The following is a 15084-nucleotide window of genomic DNA, read 5'->3' as shown; positions in this document are numbered from 1 at the left end:
TAGCTTTTTCTTGCTTTTTAAGTCTTTATTAGAATTTTAAATGACTAAAAAACATGCGTATTTATTTTATAAAAATACAAAATATAGAATAGCCGCTAAGACAATTCGATAAATGGCAAACGGAACTAATTTAATGCGATTGATTAATTTTAAGAAAAATCGAATCGATATAAGCGCAAAAATAAAGGCGCTGATAAAACCGGCAATAAAAAACGGTAGTGCATCTGATGTGAAATACTGCCAGTTTTTAACCAATGAAAGTCCACTTGCTCCTGCCATGATTGGCACTGCCATAATAAATGTAAAATCTGCGGCTGCCTTATGGCTCATTCCAAGAAGAACCCCTCCTGAAATCGTTGAGCCTGAACGAGAAAAACCTGGCCAAAGAGCAATACATTGAAACAATCCTATACCCAGTGCTTGTCCATAAGACATTTGGTCCACCGTCTCTACACGCGGACGTTTAGGTCCAAACAAATCTGCTAGAATCATTAATACAGCTCCGAACACTAAGCCAATTAGCACCGTATTTAAAGAAAACAAATGTTCATCAATGTAATCATCAAACAAAAGTCCTAACACTCCCGCGGGTAACAAACCAACAATTACCTGCATTAAATTCAAGCGATTTGTCGGTCCAATTGGAGCAGCTGGTTTTTTTCCTAATCCTAATAAATTAATAAAACGATCTTTAAAAATAACAACTACTGCTAAGATTGACCCTAGCTGAATAACAATTTTAAATGTATTAGCTACTGGAGATGAAAATAATTCTTTTGAATTTAACCACAGGTCATCCACAATAATCATATGCCCAGTTGACGAAACAGGAGCAAACTCTGTTAAACCTTCTACAATCCCTAAAATGATTGCTACAATAATTTCCCACATAAAGCTATGTACCTTGCCTTTCTTTCAAATTAATAAGCTTACCGCTTCGTTTTACATGCTCAACTATTTTCCTATTTTGACACTTGCTTTTTTATCATAATTGTTAAAACTATGAAATACAATGTGTATTTGCAAAAAGATAAGAATCTTTAATAATTTGTAATAAAAAGCTTACGTGCTACAACCAAAAAACACGATATCAGCTTTTATTTGTTTTAAAAAGCAGTCACTATGTTCGGTATAAATTCCTGGCCTTTAGCTAAAAATGAATCATCTAGACTATTTTTCTTTAGTGTGAAAAAATGACTAAATCATTATGTTTTTCCCATCTCCCTTTACTGTCATCTATCATTTTAATCAACTAGTGCTGGCTTATACGACATATCCCCTAAGTAATTTGAAACTTTTCTCTCTCTTTTCTCGTATATAGTAGTATCTTTTTTAGGAGGCTTTTTACTATGAATGGAAATGTACGTACAATGAAATGGGTCACTGCTGGGTATGAAGCCTTGCTGGGAATTCCTTTAATTGGCGCGGGGATTGTTATGGGCTTTAGCTATACTCCTCTTTTTATTGGATTTATTCTTCATGCTATCACACTCATTTTAGCTAATAGACGAGGGTTATCTGCTTATGGAAACATACTAGGAATTGTTACCTCACTGGTTGCTTGGATTCCATTTTTAGGATTTATCATGCATATTATTACAGCTATTGTGATTGCAATCGATGCTGCTAGACAACGCTAATTGTCTAGCTTTTTTTATTTAAGGGTTGATTTTTTACCGAATGATGGTAAACTTAAGCCGTAAATCGAATAATTTGAATGTTATTTCTACTAGGGGTGTCTGATAGCTCAGACTGAGAGAAGAGTGCAATAAAACTCTTTAACCCTTTGAACCTGATTTGGGTTATACCAGCGGAGGGAAGTAGTCTTGAAAAGAATAGTATATGTTTATTCTTTTTTCGCCTATTCCATCGGGTTCTGTCTATCACAGAACCCGATTTTTTTATGGTTCGGTATAGCTACACTTTATGCGAAACCGGAGGAATATGTAATGTCAAAACAAAATGTATCAGTTTCTATGAAAAAGCCTTTTCCAAACAGTCACAAAGTATATGTCCAAGGATCCAGAAAAGACCTTAAAGTGCCTATGCGTGAAATTCATCAGTCTCCTACTACAGGGTCTTTTGGTGAAGAAGAAAATAGTCCCGTACGTGTATACGACACAAGCGGTGTTTATACAGATCCCTCTTATGAAATTAATTTACAAAAAGGACTACCAGCTCTGCGCGAAAAGTGGATTGCAGAACGAAACGATGTAGAAACATATCAAGGCCGTACGATTCAGCCACAGGATAACGGTTATTATGATGGTGATCCAAGAGATCAGTACGAGCGCTTTATCACTAATCGTTTACCTTTGCGCGCGAAAAAAAATCAAAATGTAACGCAAATGCACTATGCGAAAAAAGGAGTCATCACGCCCGAAATGGAATTTATCGCTATTCGTGAACAGATGGATCCTGAAGTTGTGCGTGAAGAAGTAGCAAGAGGACGTGCGATTATCCCTAATAATATCAATCACCCTGAAAGCGAACCGATGATTATCGGCCGCAAATTCCATGTGAAAATTAATGCTAATATCGGAAATTCAGCTATTCGTTCAGCTATTGAAGATGAAGTAGAAAAAATGACATGGGCAACGCGCTGGGGAGCCGATACAATTATGGATTTATCAACAGGAAAGGATATCCACACAACACGCGAATGGATTATCCGCAACTCGCCTGTTCCTGTAGGAACCGTTCCTATTTACCAAGCGCTTGAAAAAGTAAAAGGTGTAGCAGAAGATCTAACGTGGGAAGCATACCGCGATACATTAATTGAACAAGCAGAACAAGGTGTTGATTACTTTACTATTCACGCAGGTGTTCTTTTACGCTATATTCCTCTGACAGCGAAACGTACGACAGGTATTGTTTCACGCGGAGGATCCATCTTGGCGCAGTGGTGTTTAGCTCATCATGAAGAGAATTTTTTATATACTCGCTTTGAAGAAATCTGTGAAATCTGTAAAGCATATGATATTTCTATTTCGCTTGGCGATGGGCTACGTCCTGGTTCCATTGCAGATGCTAATGATGAGGCACAGTTCGGTGAATTAGAAACGCTTGGTGAATTAACTAAAATTGCTTGGAAACACGATGTTCAAGTTATGATTGAAGGTCCTGGACATGTCCCTATGCACCTCATCAAAGAAAACGTAGATAAACAAATGGAAATATGCCAGGAAGCTCCCTTCTATACTCTTGGACCGCTTACAACCGACATCGCTCCAGGCTATGACCATATTACATCGGGTATTGGTGCTGCAATGATTGGCTGGTTTGGGACAGCTATGCTTTGCTACGTAACGCCAAAAGAACATTTAGGTCTGCCGAATAAAGAAGACGTTCGAGAAGGGGTTATCACCTATAAAATTGCTGCGCATGCCGCTGACCTAGCAAAAGGCCATCCAGGAGCACAAAAACGCGATAATGCGCTGTCTAAAGCAAGATTTGAATTTAGATGGAATGATCAATTTAACCTGTCACTAGATCCAGAGCGCGCAAAGGAATATCACGATGAAACACTTCCTGCTGAAGGTGCTAAAACAGCTCATTTCTGTTCAATGTGTGGACCTAAGTTCTGTTCAATGCGTATTTCTCAGGATATTCGTAACATGGCTCAAGAAAATGAAAAAGATGTAAACGAAGTAAGAAAAGAAGGCATGAAAGAAAAAGCTCAAGAGTTTGTTAACAGTGGTTCAAATATCTATCAATAATGAAGTAGCACAGCTTAAAGAACAAATTAATCAGCTTGAAAGAAAGTTATTATTTGTTCAGCAAAATTGTCAGCACATTATCGTTGAATCCTCACATTCTTCCGTAAGACGCTGCATTAAGTGTTTCTATCAACAAGAAGCAGAGGCTGAGCCAAAAGTATTTTAGTTGAAGAAAAATCCGAACGAGTTGAATTCTTGATTAAGAATCCAGCTCGCTCGGATTTTTTCATTGGTAGGGTGAACGTAGATTTCATGCATGTAGCAACCGCAATTTAACAAGCTATCTATGCTAGCTCTTTTACCCCATTTGTTCGTTTTTAGATTGGATAGATTTCATTACGTCTCTCAATTTCATCTTTTTTTAAAACGTGCTTTTAGCATGTCCTTAATCCAATATAGTATTTTAATAATAACCCAGCCTATAAATGTACCTAGCGTATTCAAAAAGATATCATCAATATCAAATACTCGTTCCGTTAGCTTGTACTGTAAAATTTCAATCAGAAAACTGATTAAGAAACCCGTCGTAAACACTTGAATAAAACCGTCAAACCACTTCATAAACAAAGGAATAAACATTCCAAGCGGCGCAAACATCACGATATTCCCCAGTATATTTGTCAGAGTGAGCATTATATTTCCGCTGTCCCACATCAGACGGATCGTGCTAAATAAATCCAAGTTCATTGCTTTTCCGTAAACATGTTCGTTTTCCCGTATGAGAGTAGCATAAATGACCACTGCCGTATACGCAATAAATAGGGTGAACATGACTTTTTTGACGATTGATTTGATGCTTACATTCACTTCAACATCACCTTCTTTGACTCCCAAAACCATTTATTATTATCTATATGTACCCGTCCACTGCTTTCATTCGTAGTGAATGCATTTACATGCTTTTTTATCCTATCACATCAATAAATAAATACAATTCCCTTCATACAATTTTATTAAACTTGATTCTTTATAAATAGAAATCCTCATCATTTTATTCTACTCATTTCATTAATTTCTACATCTATAAATAATAAGAAGCAGCGAGATAACACTTCGCTGCTTCTTATTTAATCGGGATAGTAAGGATTTAAATGGATTAACACTTCCTGAATATTATCATGTTTTTTCATAAGTGTTGCTTTGATTTCTCGTCCTAAATCATGACCTTCCTTAATTGTTTTAAAGTGGTCAATTGAAATACGTACATCCACTAATATGTAATGGCCATGTTCTCTTGCTCGAACGCGATCAATCCGCTTCACATCTTCAAATTCATAAATACTTTCTTCAAGTTCTTTCAGTAGCTCTTCATCAATATTGCCTTCCATTAAGATTTGAAAAGACTCTCCCATCATTTGTCTGGCAATGTTAAAAATTAAATAAGCAACAAAGATACTTGCTATTTTATCTCCGTATAACAGTAGTTGAACATCCATTTTATCACCAATAATGGATAATAAAACACCAATTGCCGCCGCAATAGAAGCAACAATATCTGCTTTATGATCAAAGGCAATTGCCTCAATTGCCTTACTGTGGTGCTGCTTCGCTACGTTTAAAGAATAACGGTACAACAACACCTTTGCTATGTATGAAATAACAGCAATCCACATGGCTAAAATATTTGGAGATTCAACCGGATGGAATAAACCAACGACTCCTTCAAATACCACATAAAATGATACAAGCAATAAAATGATTCCTACAATCCCTGAGACAATTACTTCTGCTTTTCCATGCCCATATGGATGATCATCATCTGCCGGCTTATTTGCTACTCGTATAACCAACAAGACAATAATAGAGGCAAATACGTCCGCTGCAGAGTGAATACCATCAGCAAATACGGCATCACTATTTCCAACCCATCCTACTATTACTTTTCCTAGCGTAAGGGCAATATTGCTCCATACGCTAATCCATGCTACTTTTTTCGCAATGGACTCTCTTATACTATTGTTCATTTGCACACCTCGACTTACTTCTTGAAAAATCAGCTTTTTTATCTTATCACTGTTCATTCAAGTGGGTCTAGAGCAACCTATTTTCATTTAGCTATATATGTTTCAGCACAGCAAAATTACTGATAATCCACAACATATCTTTCTTATTTCTCTGCCAGCTTCTTACGATCAGTTGCCATTGCAGGTTCTTCCATCCACCCTTACTCAATCATAATTCGAATTCCATCTTTTCCGTACTTCCCTCTGCGCCCAATTAGCTGAGAAAATTCTACTGCTACATCCGAACGGAAGGCCATAGACAAACCATCACCGCAGTTATCAATAGCGACCGTCACTGCTGTAGAAGTATGATACATCATCAGCTTATCTGAAAACGGTGAAATCGTTGAGTTGGTTACATATGCATCAAGCAGCCTCGGACTTGGTAAATCAGCTTCAGACAGTAACTCGGCGAAGTCCTTGATTTGCTTACTTGCAAGCTTGACTCCATCAAAAAAATAAGAGCGTAATTTTTGTGTGGTAGCTACTTGACTAAAGGCCAGCATCAGCGTTTTACCTAATACGTTTGTATTAACAATTTCTTGAATAGCCGTAACCTCTAAAGAAGTTAAAGGATGCATTTGAGAGAAAAATGGTGATATAAATGTTTTTTCGTCAACAAAATTCACTTTTACCGGATAAGGAATAATCGGAGGTCTCATCAGCACGCTTTTTCTTAAAATAAAGTGGTTGGAATTCTCTAAAAGAGTATCGCTTTCTTTTACACACCGAGATAGGTGGTCATAAATATCTTGCCTTCTCACTGCGCTTAGCGCCCTGGCATATTTCTTCATACCTCCAATGGCCATTTCATTGACCTAGATAGCCATAAAAATATCATCAAATAAAGCAGGAACTCCTTTGTTAACATCTTGTTCCCTAAACCCTACTGGTATTGGAATTTTTTCTGAACTGAATAATTCCGTTAATTCCTCTACATGGGTTTGTGAAAACTGATGTGCTTTTTTAGAGTTCCTTAATCACTGGATCTTTTACAACAGATAGGAAGTAACCAAGAACACATACATACAGCGTATCACCTAAATATTGCGCCCATAAGTAACCTAACTCGGCTGCACTCAACCGCTGATTTTGTTGATGTTTTTGCATTTCACTCTTTATATTCTCATTCACGTATTCTCCTTTTGGATAAAGTCGTACTTTTACTATCTCCAAAGAAGCGCTGAATAAACCGCATAAAAAAGACCTAGATAACAAGTCTAGGCCTTTTAGGTTATGCATATTTTTGGTCTTCGGTCTCTTTTCTAAAAAAGCTTTTCATCGCATGAAAAACGTCTGATTTTTGTTTTAAAATAAAGTGTCTAAAGCTTTCGTCTTGAATGTTTTTGTACGCAGACATTAAAGTGGAATGTCGATTGTACTGATTCACTTCCCCATACCCAAACATATTTGACACTTTCATTAATTCATTTACTAACTTTACACACCTTGCGTTATCTGAAGTTAAGTTATCACCATCTGAAAAATGAAACGGGTAAATATTATAACGGCTCGGATCATACTTTTGATTAATTAATTCAAGCGCTTTTCGGTAAGCTGATGAGCAGATGGTTCCTCCACTTTCTCCTTTGGAGAAGAAGTCTTCTTCTGACACTACTTTTGCCTCTGTATGATGGGCAATAAATTCAATTTCCACTGTTTCATATTTCGTACGTAAAAAGCGTGTCATCCAAAAGAAAAAGCTTCGTGCCATATATTTTTCCCATATGCCCATCGAACCACTCGTATCCATCATAGCTAAAACGACTGCTTTTGATTCTGGCTTTATAACTTCATTCCATGTTTTAAATTTTAAATCCTCCGGATAAATAGGATGAAAAGCAGGCTTTCCTGTCATTGCGTTTCGCTTATACGCGCTCATCATCGTCCGTTTTTTATCAATATTCCCCATCAAACCTGTACGTCGTATATCATTAAATTCAATGTGTTCCACAACAATTTGATCAGATTCTTTTCGCTGAAGATTAGGCAGTTCTAATTGAGCAAATAAAGCCTCTTGAAGCTCCATGAGGGACACTTCCGCTTCAAAGTAGTCTTCTCCAGCCTGGTCACCTGCTCCTTGACCTTTTCCTGCTCCTTTTTGACCATCTCCAGCAGATCCGTCACGTGCTACTACATCCCCAACTTTACTTTCTCCATCACCTTGACCCACATGTTTGTTTTTATCATAATTGTACCGAATTCGATATTCATCCAATGATTTGATCGGAATTTTAACAACTTCTCTTCCATTGGACATCACGATATTTTCTTCTGTAATTAAATCCGGTAAATTATTTTTAATTGCTTCTTTAATTTTTTCTTGATGTCTTTTTTGATCATCGTGGCCTTTACGATGGAGGGACCAGTCTTCTTTTGAGACAGCAAAACTTTTATCTACTTCTTTTCCCACGCTTTTCCCCTCCTTATTTAAAAAACACCTGCACGTTTTTACTCGGCATGCATAACCTATACCGAAAGTTTCTGACAAACACCTTTAGTTCAAAGATTGGTTACTCTTATCCTATGCGCAAGAATGGTATACTTGCTAACTTATTCTTTCACTATTAACTATTCATTTTATAGTGTCTATTGTCATGTATATGTTTATGACTTATCATATGATGGTTAAGTGCAATGCGTACTACACACTAGCCTAATTATGCAGAGTTTATTTTAAGAGATAAGAAAAACATGGCACAGATCGGAAGTGCCATGTTTTCTTGTTAGTACTGAGTTATCGATTTAACAAACTTCCTACATAGCGCAGCAGTTCATTAGCAGATACTGAATTGTATCCATGCTCATCAATCAATCGAGCCACTACTTCATTTACTTTCTTCAGCTGCTGCTCATCTGGTGTTTTAGTGGACGTTGTAATTTTCACTACGTCTTTTAAATCCGCAAACAATTTTTTCTGAATCGCTTCACGTAAGCGCTCATGGGAATTATAATCAAATCGTTTTCCTTTACGTGCATAAGCGGAAATACGAATTAAGATTTCTTCGCGGAATGCTTTTTTCGCATTTTCTGAAATACCAATTTGTTCTTCAATTGAACGCATTAACTTATCATCTGGATTTAACTCTTCTCCTGTTAGCGGATCACGAAGCTTATTTTTGTTGCAGTATGCTTCGACATTATCTAAATAATTATCCATTAATGTTTTAGCAGACTCTTCGTATGAATAAACGAACGCTTTTTGCACTTCTTTTTTAGCAATTTCATCATATTCTTTACGCGCCAGAGAAATATAATTCAGATAACGCTCTCGATCCTCAGCAGAAATAGACGCATGCTGTGCTAACCCTTCTTTCAAGGAACGCAGTACATCTAATGCATTAATTGATTTAATATCTTTTCGAATGATGGTAGATGAAATGCGATTAATGACATAACGAGGATCAATACCGCTCATTCCTTCATCCGTATACTCTTTTTGTAACTCTTCTACGTCTGCATCGTTATAGCCTTCTACAGATTGACCGTCGTATAGGCGCATTTTCTTTAATAAATCGATATCGCCTTTTTTAGGCTCTTTTAATCTTGTTAATGTAGTAAAGATAGACGCAATACGTAATGTATGAGGGGCAATATGAACATCTGATACGTCGCTTTCACGAATCATTTTGTCATAAATTTTTTCCTCATCACTCACTTTTAAGTTATACGGAACAGGCATGACAATAATTCGTGAATGCAAAGCTTCATTTTTCTTATTGGAAATAAACGAGCGATACTCCGTTTCATTTGTATGCGCTACGATTAATTCATCTGCACTAATTAAAGCAAACCTGCCTGCTTTAAAGTTTCCTTCTTGGGTTAAAGAGAGTAAATGCCATAAAAATTTCTCATCACATTTTAACATCTCCTGGAACTCCATCATTCCCCGGTTTGCTTTATTAAGCTCTCCGTCAAAGCGGTAAGCACGCGGATCTGACTCAGATCCATACTCTGCAATTGTTGAAAAGTCAATGCTTCCTGTTAGGTCGGCAATGTCTTGAGATTTCGGATCAGAAGGACTGAACGTTCCAATTCCAGTTCGTTTGTCCTCTGAGAAGAAAATGCGTTCGATAATGACGTCTTCAATTCTTCCGCCATACTCTTCCTCTAATCGCATTGTATTTAAAGGAGATAAGTTTCCTTCGATTCGGATACCATACTCTTCAAAGAAGTCTTTACGTAAATGATGTGGAATTAAATGCAGCGGATCTTCATGCATTGGGCATCCTTTAATAGCGTAAACAGCTCCTCGATCAGTAAGCGAATAAGCTTCAAGCCCTCTTTTTAACATGGTCACTAGCGTCGATTTACCGCCACTTACTGGACCCATTAAAAGTAAAATACGTTTACGAACATCTAAACGCTTTGCAGCTGGATGAAAATATTCTTCCACTAAGCGCTCCAGCGAATCTTCAAGTCCAAACATTTGTCCACTGAAAAATTTATAATGTCTTTTACCATTTACCTCTTCAATTCCTGCATCCTTTATCATGTTGTATACTCTAGAGTGTGCAGGCTGAGCAATTAAAGGCTCATCTTTAATCAGCTTTAGGTACTCTTCAAATGTCCCTTCCCACTTAAGACGATTCTCTTCTTCGCGGTATCTTTCAACTTTCTTTAATATATCCATTAAAGGACCTCCCCTACTAGTTATGGTGCTAGTGAACAAGATTAATACAATCTATGCAGCAAAATGTTTGAACATGCTTTTTAAATTGTAAAATTCAGAAATTTGTCCTTGCTAGGCATTCACAGTGAAGTATTTATTAGCTATAATAAAAGAGTAAGAAGGAACGGTTAAACTTTGTTAGAGAACTTACGTCTCTAAAAGAGTTATTTCGTCATTATTACACATCATGAGATATGAGAAGTCGGTTTTAACTGTAGTAGCTGTATAATCCTTTTAATCAGATTGAGGAGGAAAATCAATGCGCTTACTTTTAGTATTAGGAGTAACAATTGCTTTTTTAGCATCCATCTTCAGAGCGGGATACAATGATAAACCGGGCGTTAAAAAATAACCACTACATATCATCGTCGACATAAATAAAAAAGCGAGGTTCAATAAAATTTGAACCTCGCTTTTTACTTAAGATAAACCAACGTAATTTTGTTGGCGCAGCGCTTCATAGATTAAAATAGCTGCTGTATTAGATAAATTTAAAGAACGAACATTTTCTGTCATCGGTAAACGAAGACATCTTTCCATGTTCTCTTCAATAATGTGCTTTGGCAGACCTTTTGTTTCTCTTCCAAATACGAAGAAATGATCCTGCTCTAAGTCACTATAATCAAATGTTGTATGTGGCTGCTGACCAAATTTTGTGATGAAGTAAAAGCCTGCTTCAGGATACTTTTCAAATACTTCTTCTAATGAATCATGATACACCACATTTACAAATTCCCAGTAATCCAATCCAGCTCGCTTTAACATTTTATCATCTGTTGAAAAGCCTAACGGTCGCACTAAATGCAGCGTCGTATTGGTTGCCGCACATGTTCGCGCAATATTTCCTGTATTTGCTGGAATTTCTGGTTGAAATAATACTACGTGTACTCCCACGAATTTTCACCTCTGCTAACAAATCTATTCATCATTATACCACTAACTTGCTAAAACGAAAGTCTTACCGATCAACGATATGGAAAAAATCATACTTAATCTTTGGCGTGTAAGCCGTTGAATCTTCATAAGCCCAATATCTCATTCGACTATTGTAGGTATTTGCATTCACAAGAGGCATACCGTGACCGTCTTTTGCTACAACAATCGTCGTATGATTCCATCTTCCATCTCCTTCAAAATCGTAGCAGATAACGTCTCCAGGGACAAGTTCGCTTGCTGAAGATTTCCGCACAGCCCGAAGTCCTGATTTGGAGTTACTTAAATAGCTGTGCATGGAATGAGCAACTGCCCAGCTGTAACTCCAGGCGTTCCCTCTCATCCACCATCCGGCTGCTTTTTTAGGATGTCCACGCATGGGTGCCTTTCCTGCATGCAAACACTGTGAGATATAATTGGTACAGTTTACCTCAAACTGCTTATAACTTTCATTGGGTTTATCCCAATATTTTTCTGCATACTGAACAGCCGCAAGACGATCATAATAAGAGGCTCTTTCTTCGTCTTGCTCTATTTCTTCTACATCCATGTTAACCTCATCTTCAGAAAAATTCTTTACCAGCAGCTCATCTTGAATAAGCGTATCTTTATAAAAAAGAGCTAAACGATCTTCAATTTCTTCTTCTATATAGAAAAAATCGTTTTGTTTTAAAAATGCCTGAATGTGCACCTTATATAATACTCTTGTTTCTTCCTGATCCTTATGAGCAGATTGAATAGAACCTTTCATATTACATTTTAAAACATCAACATCTCTTTTTTTTATAAGAGACCGCTTTAGTTCACACTGATGTTCAATGAAAGGCTTAAAGTCCTCATGAAGTTCACCTTTTACATAGCTATCCGCACGCGCTTTAATTAAAGTATATAATACATTCCTTTTTGTTAGCATAATGTCACCACTTTTCTAAGCGTTTATTATACGCTATGACTCATTAGCTAACTTTATCAATAAAAATACGGTTTAGATCTCTTGAAGCATTTCTATACCTTTTGACATTTCTTCAATTACTTCTTGGTCCTTTTCTTTTTCTCTTAAGTTCATAAGTGTATCTAACGCTTCTTTATCACCAATTTTGCCTAACGCCCATGCCGCTGTTCCTCGAATGACAGGGCGAACGTCATTTTTAATTAACTCAATTAAATCTGGAACGGCGGTTTGATCTTTAAAATGGGCCAGTGCAATAATGGCATTACGCTGAATTGGCTTTTTCCCTCTCCAAGACCCTGAAAGATGTCCAAATTTCTCTTTGAACTCACGATTACTCATCGTTAAAAGCGGTTTTAATTTAGGCTTCGCAAGTTCTGGGTCAGGCTCCATCTCAGGGTGAAAATGAAAGTCTTTTCCTTTATTTTCAGGACACACAGTTTGACATGTATCACAACCATATAAACGATTGCCTAATTTACTTCGAAATTCTTCAGCTAAAAATCCTTTTGTTTGGGTTAAAAAGGCAATGCATCGCTGCGAATTCAGCTGACCGCCTGTTACAAGCGCACCCGTAGGACACGCATCAACGCACTTATTACAAGTACCACAACCGTCCTCTATCGGTTTATCAGGAGGAAACGGGATATCTGTAATCATTTCCCCTAAATACACGTAGGAACCAAATTCAGGTGTAATAATGGCACAGTTCTTACCGCTCCAGCCAATACCAGCTCTTTCTGCTACAGCTCGGTCTGACAGCTCGCCTGTGTCTACCATCGATTGAAGGATAGCTGCAGGTACTTTTTCTTTTATGAAAGCTTCAAGCTTTTGAAGCCTATCACGTAAAACCGTATGATAATCTTGTCCCCAAGAAGCACGGCAAAAGATCCCTCGGCGATCTTCCTTTGTACTCTTTGGTGCATCCTTTAATTTAGAAGGATACGCAAGTGCAATTGAAATAATAGATCTAGCTTTTGGAACAACTAATGTGGGATCTACTCTCTTTTCAATATCAGGTTCCTCAAAGCCTGAAGCATAACCTAACTCTTGCTGTACTAACAGTCGATTCTTTAACTCATCAAACATAGAAGCACTCGCAAACCCAATCTTATCGATTCCAATCTCTTTGCTGTATGAAATAATTTCTTCCTTCAACTGATACGCATTCATAGTGAGTAATAGCCTCCTTTCTCAGAAATTCTATATATTCATGCATTGAACTGTTTTCTCACTCAATGAAATGATAGGATGGTATCTATAAACGAACAAATACTAATTATAATAGAAAGGATCAAAAAAATGAACTTTACATTATCACCCGCTATTAAACAGCTTTGCCCTTCTTTTAAAATGGGAATCATTCAGTATAAAAATATTGAAATTGGCGATTCTCCTCAAATGCTAAAAGGACGTCTGCGCCTTTTTCAAGAATCCATTTATTTCGACCTTGAGTCAAAGAAAGTAACAGAATTTGAAGGTGTTAGCGAGTGGAGAAAGCTTTTCAAAACATTTGGTACTGATCCAAGTAAATACCGTCCTTCTATAGAAGCTTTAATTAGACGAATAGGAAAACAAACGTATTTGCCTTCTATCAATTCTGCTGTGGACATTAACAACTTTTTTTCATTGCAATATGAAGTCCCAATTGGAATTTATGATTCCTCTAATTTAGAAGGCTCCATTGAATTTACTATCGGTAAAAAAGAAGAGTCTTATGAAGCTCTAAATGAACGTAATATTTCTTTAGAAAATAAAATCATTTCAAAAGATGCCCTAGGAGCTTTCGGAAGCCCTTATGTCGATTCTAACCGAGCGTACGTAACTGAAAAGACAACACAAGCTGTACAGTTCATTTATTTAAAGCCTTCACTTTCAGAAGAACAGGCTTATAAACTAACTAAATCCCTAAGTGACATGTTCATTCAGATTCACGGCGGCGAAGCAACCTATAAAGTCATTAACTGATGTACGTAAATATAGCGTCTATCTTGAAAAGATAGACGCTATATTTACGCTAAAATAAAAAACGCAACATCTCAGCTTTGAAAACGAGACACTGCGTTGTGATAACAATATGTATGGAGCGGGTGATGAGAATCGAACTCACGACATCAGCTTGGAAGGCTGAGGTTTTACCACTAAACTACACCCGCAAATATTATCAAAATTTGTCGACCGATAAGTAAAAATAAAAACAGGAATCATCCTGTCAAGTAAAGCTAAAGTACCGATGGTCGGGGTCGAACCGACACTCCCGAAGGAACACGATTTTGAGTCGTGCGCGTCTGCCAATTCCGCCACATCGGCAAAATAAAAAAGGCAAGTTAAAAATATAAATGGTGCCGAGGGCCGGACTTGAACCGGCACGGTAGTCACCTACCGCAGGATTTTAAGTCCTGTGTGTCTGCCAATTCCACCACCCCGGCAGCTTGTAAATAAATGGAGGCGGCAACCGGATTTGAACCGGTGATAAAGGTTTTGCAGACCTCTGCCTTACCACTTGGCTATGCCGCCATTTACTCAAGACTAAATAACTTTATTGAAATTGGAGCGGAAGACGAGGTTCGAACTCGCGACCCCCACCTTGGCAAGGTGGTGTTCTACCACTGAACTACTTCCGCAAATATGGCTGGGCTAGCTGGATTCGAACCAACGCATGACGGAATCAAAATCCGTTGCCTTACCGCTTGGCGATAGCCCAATATTGGAATATGCATATCGTTTATAAATGGGGCGACTGATGGGAATCGAACCCACGAATGCCGGAACCACAATCCGGTGCGTTAACCACTTCGCCACAATCGC

At 37.5% G+C, this 15084-nt stretch carries 14 protein-coding genes, 7 tRNA genes, 1 pseudogene and 1 riboswitch; of the genes and pseudogenes, 4 read left to right on the top strand and 18 right to left on the bottom strand.

Annotated elements, in window-relative coordinates:
* Window positions 1–66: 66 nt before the first annotated feature.
* The gene (locus SB717_RS30950) at window positions 67–891 is read right to left on the bottom strand and encodes an undecaprenyl-diphosphate phosphatase (RefSeq protein ID WP_410906463.1); all 825 of its coding nucleotides are present in this window, start codon (window positions 889–891) and stop codon (window positions 67–69) included.
* A 458-nt stretch (window positions 892–1349) separates the two neighbouring features.
* On the opposite strand from SB717_RS30950, the gene SB717_RS30945 reads away from it, so the two are divergent.
* The 3 genes from SB717_RS30945 (at window position 1350) to SB717_RS30935 (ending at window position 3885) form a co-directional block, all read left to right on the top strand.
* Window positions 1350–1640: a hypothetical protein gene (locus SB717_RS30945; RefSeq protein WP_013055185.1), complete on the top strand. Its 291-nt coding sequence runs from the start codon at window positions 1350–1352 to the stop codon at window positions 1638–1640.
* Between the two features lie 81 nt (window positions 1641–1721).
* Window positions 1722–1836: riboswitch (TPP riboswitch) on the top strand.
* 113 nt (window positions 1837–1949) lie between these two features.
* A complete protein-coding gene (gene thiC / locus SB717_RS30940) occupies window positions 1950–3719 on the top strand; it encodes a phosphomethylpyrimidine synthase ThiC (RefSeq protein ID WP_074683951.1) in 1770 nt (589 codons plus the stop codon).
* The gene (locus SB717_RS30935; protein WP_074683949.1) at window positions 3697–3885 is read left to right on the top strand and encodes a hypothetical protein; all 189 of its coding nucleotides are present in this window, start codon (window positions 3697–3699) and stop codon (window positions 3883–3885) included. Before thiC ends, SB717_RS30935 begins: the two co-directional genes overlap by 23 nt.
* Before the next feature lie 185 nt (window positions 3886–4070).
* Here SB717_RS30935 and SB717_RS30930 read toward each other — a convergent pair whose 3' ends face one another.
* From SB717_RS30930 to queG, 10 genes and pseudogenes are all read right to left on the bottom strand, one after another.
* Entirely contained in the window at window positions 4071–4526 is a 456-nt protein-coding gene (locus SB717_RS30930) for a VanZ family protein (RefSeq protein WP_410906461.1), read from the bottom strand.
* A gap of 260 nt (window positions 4527–4786) precedes the next feature.
* Window positions 4787–5683: a cation diffusion facilitator family transporter gene (locus SB717_RS30925; protein WP_074683985.1), complete on the bottom strand. Its 897-nt coding sequence runs from the start codon at window positions 5681–5683 to the stop codon at window positions 4787–4789.
* A gap of 200 nt (window positions 5684–5883) precedes the next feature.
* Window positions 5884–6516, bottom strand: coding sequence for a DUF3231 family protein (locus SB717_RS30920; RefSeq protein ID WP_234483908.1), 633 nt, complete (start codon window positions 6514–6516; stop codon window positions 5884–5886).
* A 24-nt stretch (window positions 6517–6540) separates the two neighbouring features.
* Window positions 6541–6627: pseudogene (locus SB717_RS30915) on the bottom strand (hypothetical protein); the annotation flags it as partial.
* 61 nt (window positions 6628–6688) lie between these two features.
* Window positions 6689–6856: a DUF3231 family protein gene (locus SB717_RS30910; protein ID WP_251462892.1), complete on the bottom strand. Its 168-nt coding sequence runs from the start codon at window positions 6854–6856 to the stop codon at window positions 6689–6691.
* 100 nt (window positions 6857–6956) lie between these two features.
* Window positions 6957–8135, bottom strand: a complete 1179-nt coding sequence (gene yhbH / locus SB717_RS30905) for a sporulation protein YhbH (RefSeq protein WP_074683946.1) — start codon at window positions 8133–8135, stop codon at window positions 6957–6959.
* Between the two features lie 324 nt (window positions 8136–8459).
* A complete protein-coding gene (locus SB717_RS30900; RefSeq protein ID WP_013055179.1) occupies window positions 8460–10355 on the bottom strand; it encodes a PrkA family serine protein kinase in 1896 nt (631 codons plus the stop codon).
* A 459-nt stretch (window positions 10356–10814) separates the two neighbouring features.
* Entirely contained in the window at window positions 10815–11288 is a 474-nt protein-coding gene (trmL, locus tag SB717_RS30895; RefSeq protein WP_074683943.1) for a tRNA (uridine(34)/cytosine(34)/5-carboxymethylaminomethyluridine(34)-2'-O)-methyltransferase TrmL, read from the bottom strand.
* A 64-nt stretch (window positions 11289–11352) separates the two neighbouring features.
* Window positions 11353–12240 (bottom strand): amidase domain-containing protein, encoded by an 888-nt coding sequence (locus SB717_RS30890; RefSeq protein ID WP_410906458.1) that lies wholly within the window; start codon window positions 12238–12240, stop codon window positions 11353–11355.
* Window positions 12241–12312: 72 nt separating this feature from the next.
* Complete coding sequence (gene queG / locus SB717_RS30885) at window positions 12313–13449, bottom strand: tRNA epoxyqueuosine(34) reductase QueG (protein WP_410906456.1); 1137 nt, start codon at window positions 13447–13449, stop codon at window positions 12313–12315.
* 129 nt (window positions 13450–13578) lie between these two features.
* Between queG and SB717_RS30880 the strand changes: the two genes are divergently transcribed.
* Window positions 13579–14244: a B3/B4 domain-containing protein gene (locus SB717_RS30880; RefSeq protein ID WP_410906454.1), complete on the top strand. Its 666-nt coding sequence runs from the start codon at window positions 13579–13581 to the stop codon at window positions 14242–14244.
* A 114-nt stretch (window positions 14245–14358) separates the two neighbouring features.
* Here the strand turns inward: SB717_RS30880 and SB717_RS30875 are convergent.
* From SB717_RS30875 to SB717_RS30845, 7 genes are all read right to left on the bottom strand, one after another.
* Window positions 14359–14432, bottom strand: a tRNA-Gly gene (locus SB717_RS30875).
* Between the two features lie 72 nt (window positions 14433–14504).
* Window positions 14505–14586 (bottom strand) — tRNA-Leu (locus SB717_RS30870).
* A 30-nt stretch (window positions 14587–14616) separates the two neighbouring features.
* Window positions 14617–14705, bottom strand: a tRNA-Leu gene (locus SB717_RS30865).
* Window positions 14706–14719: 14 nt separating this feature from the next.
* Window positions 14720–14793 (bottom strand) — tRNA-Cys (locus SB717_RS30860).
* A gap of 32 nt (window positions 14794–14825) precedes the next feature.
* A tRNA-Gly gene (locus SB717_RS30855) sits at window positions 14826–14900 on the bottom strand.
* A gap of 5 nt (window positions 14901–14905) precedes the next feature.
* Window positions 14906–14980 (bottom strand) — tRNA-Gln (locus tag SB717_RS30850).
* Between the two features lie 28 nt (window positions 14981–15008).
* Window positions 15009–15084 (bottom strand) — tRNA-His (locus tag SB717_RS30845).

Source organism: Priestia sp. SIMBA_032 (assembly GCF_046535215.1).
Lineage (GTDB): Bacteria > Bacillota > Bacilli > Bacillales > Bacillaceae_H > Priestia > Priestia aryabhattai.
The sequence above is the reverse complement of the archived record's forward strand: the minus strand, read 5'-3'. Positions and strand labels throughout refer to the sequence as shown.

Bases quoted from the DNA above. Each gene is read 5' to 3' on its own strand.
- SB717_RS30950 (WP_410906463.1), bottom strand. From the start codon at position 891: ATGTGGGAAATTATTGTAGCAATCATTTTAGGGATTGTAGAAGGTTTA.
- SB717_RS30945 (WP_013055185.1), top strand. From the start codon at position 1,350: ATGAATGGAAATGTACGTACAATGAAATGGGTCACTGCTGGGTATGAA.
- thiC (WP_074683951.1), top strand. From the start codon at position 1,950: ATGTCAAAACAAAATGTATCAGTTTCTATGAAAAAGCCTTTTCCAAAC.
- SB717_RS30925 (WP_074683985.1), bottom strand. From the start codon at position 5,683: ATGAACAATAGTATAAGAGAGTCCATTGCGAAAAAAGTAGCATGGATT.
- SB717_RS30920 (WP_234483908.1), bottom strand. From the start codon at position 6,516: ATGAAGAAATATGCCAGGGCGCTAAGCGCAGTGAGAAGGCAAGATATT.
- SB717_RS30900 (WP_013055179.1), bottom strand. From the start codon at position 10,355: ATGGATATATTAAAGAAAGTTGAAAGATACCGCGAAGAAGAGAATCGT.
- SB717_RS30890 (WP_410906458.1), bottom strand. From the start codon at position 12,240: ATGCTAACAAAAAGGAATGTATTATATACTTTAATTAAAGCGCGTGCG.
- queG (WP_410906456.1), bottom strand. From the start codon at position 13,449: ATGAATGCGTATCAGTTGAAGGAAGAAATTATTTCATACAGCAAAGAG.
- SB717_RS30880 (WP_410906454.1), top strand. From the start codon at position 13,579: ATGAACTTTACATTATCACCCGCTATTAAACAGCTTTGCCCTTCTTTT.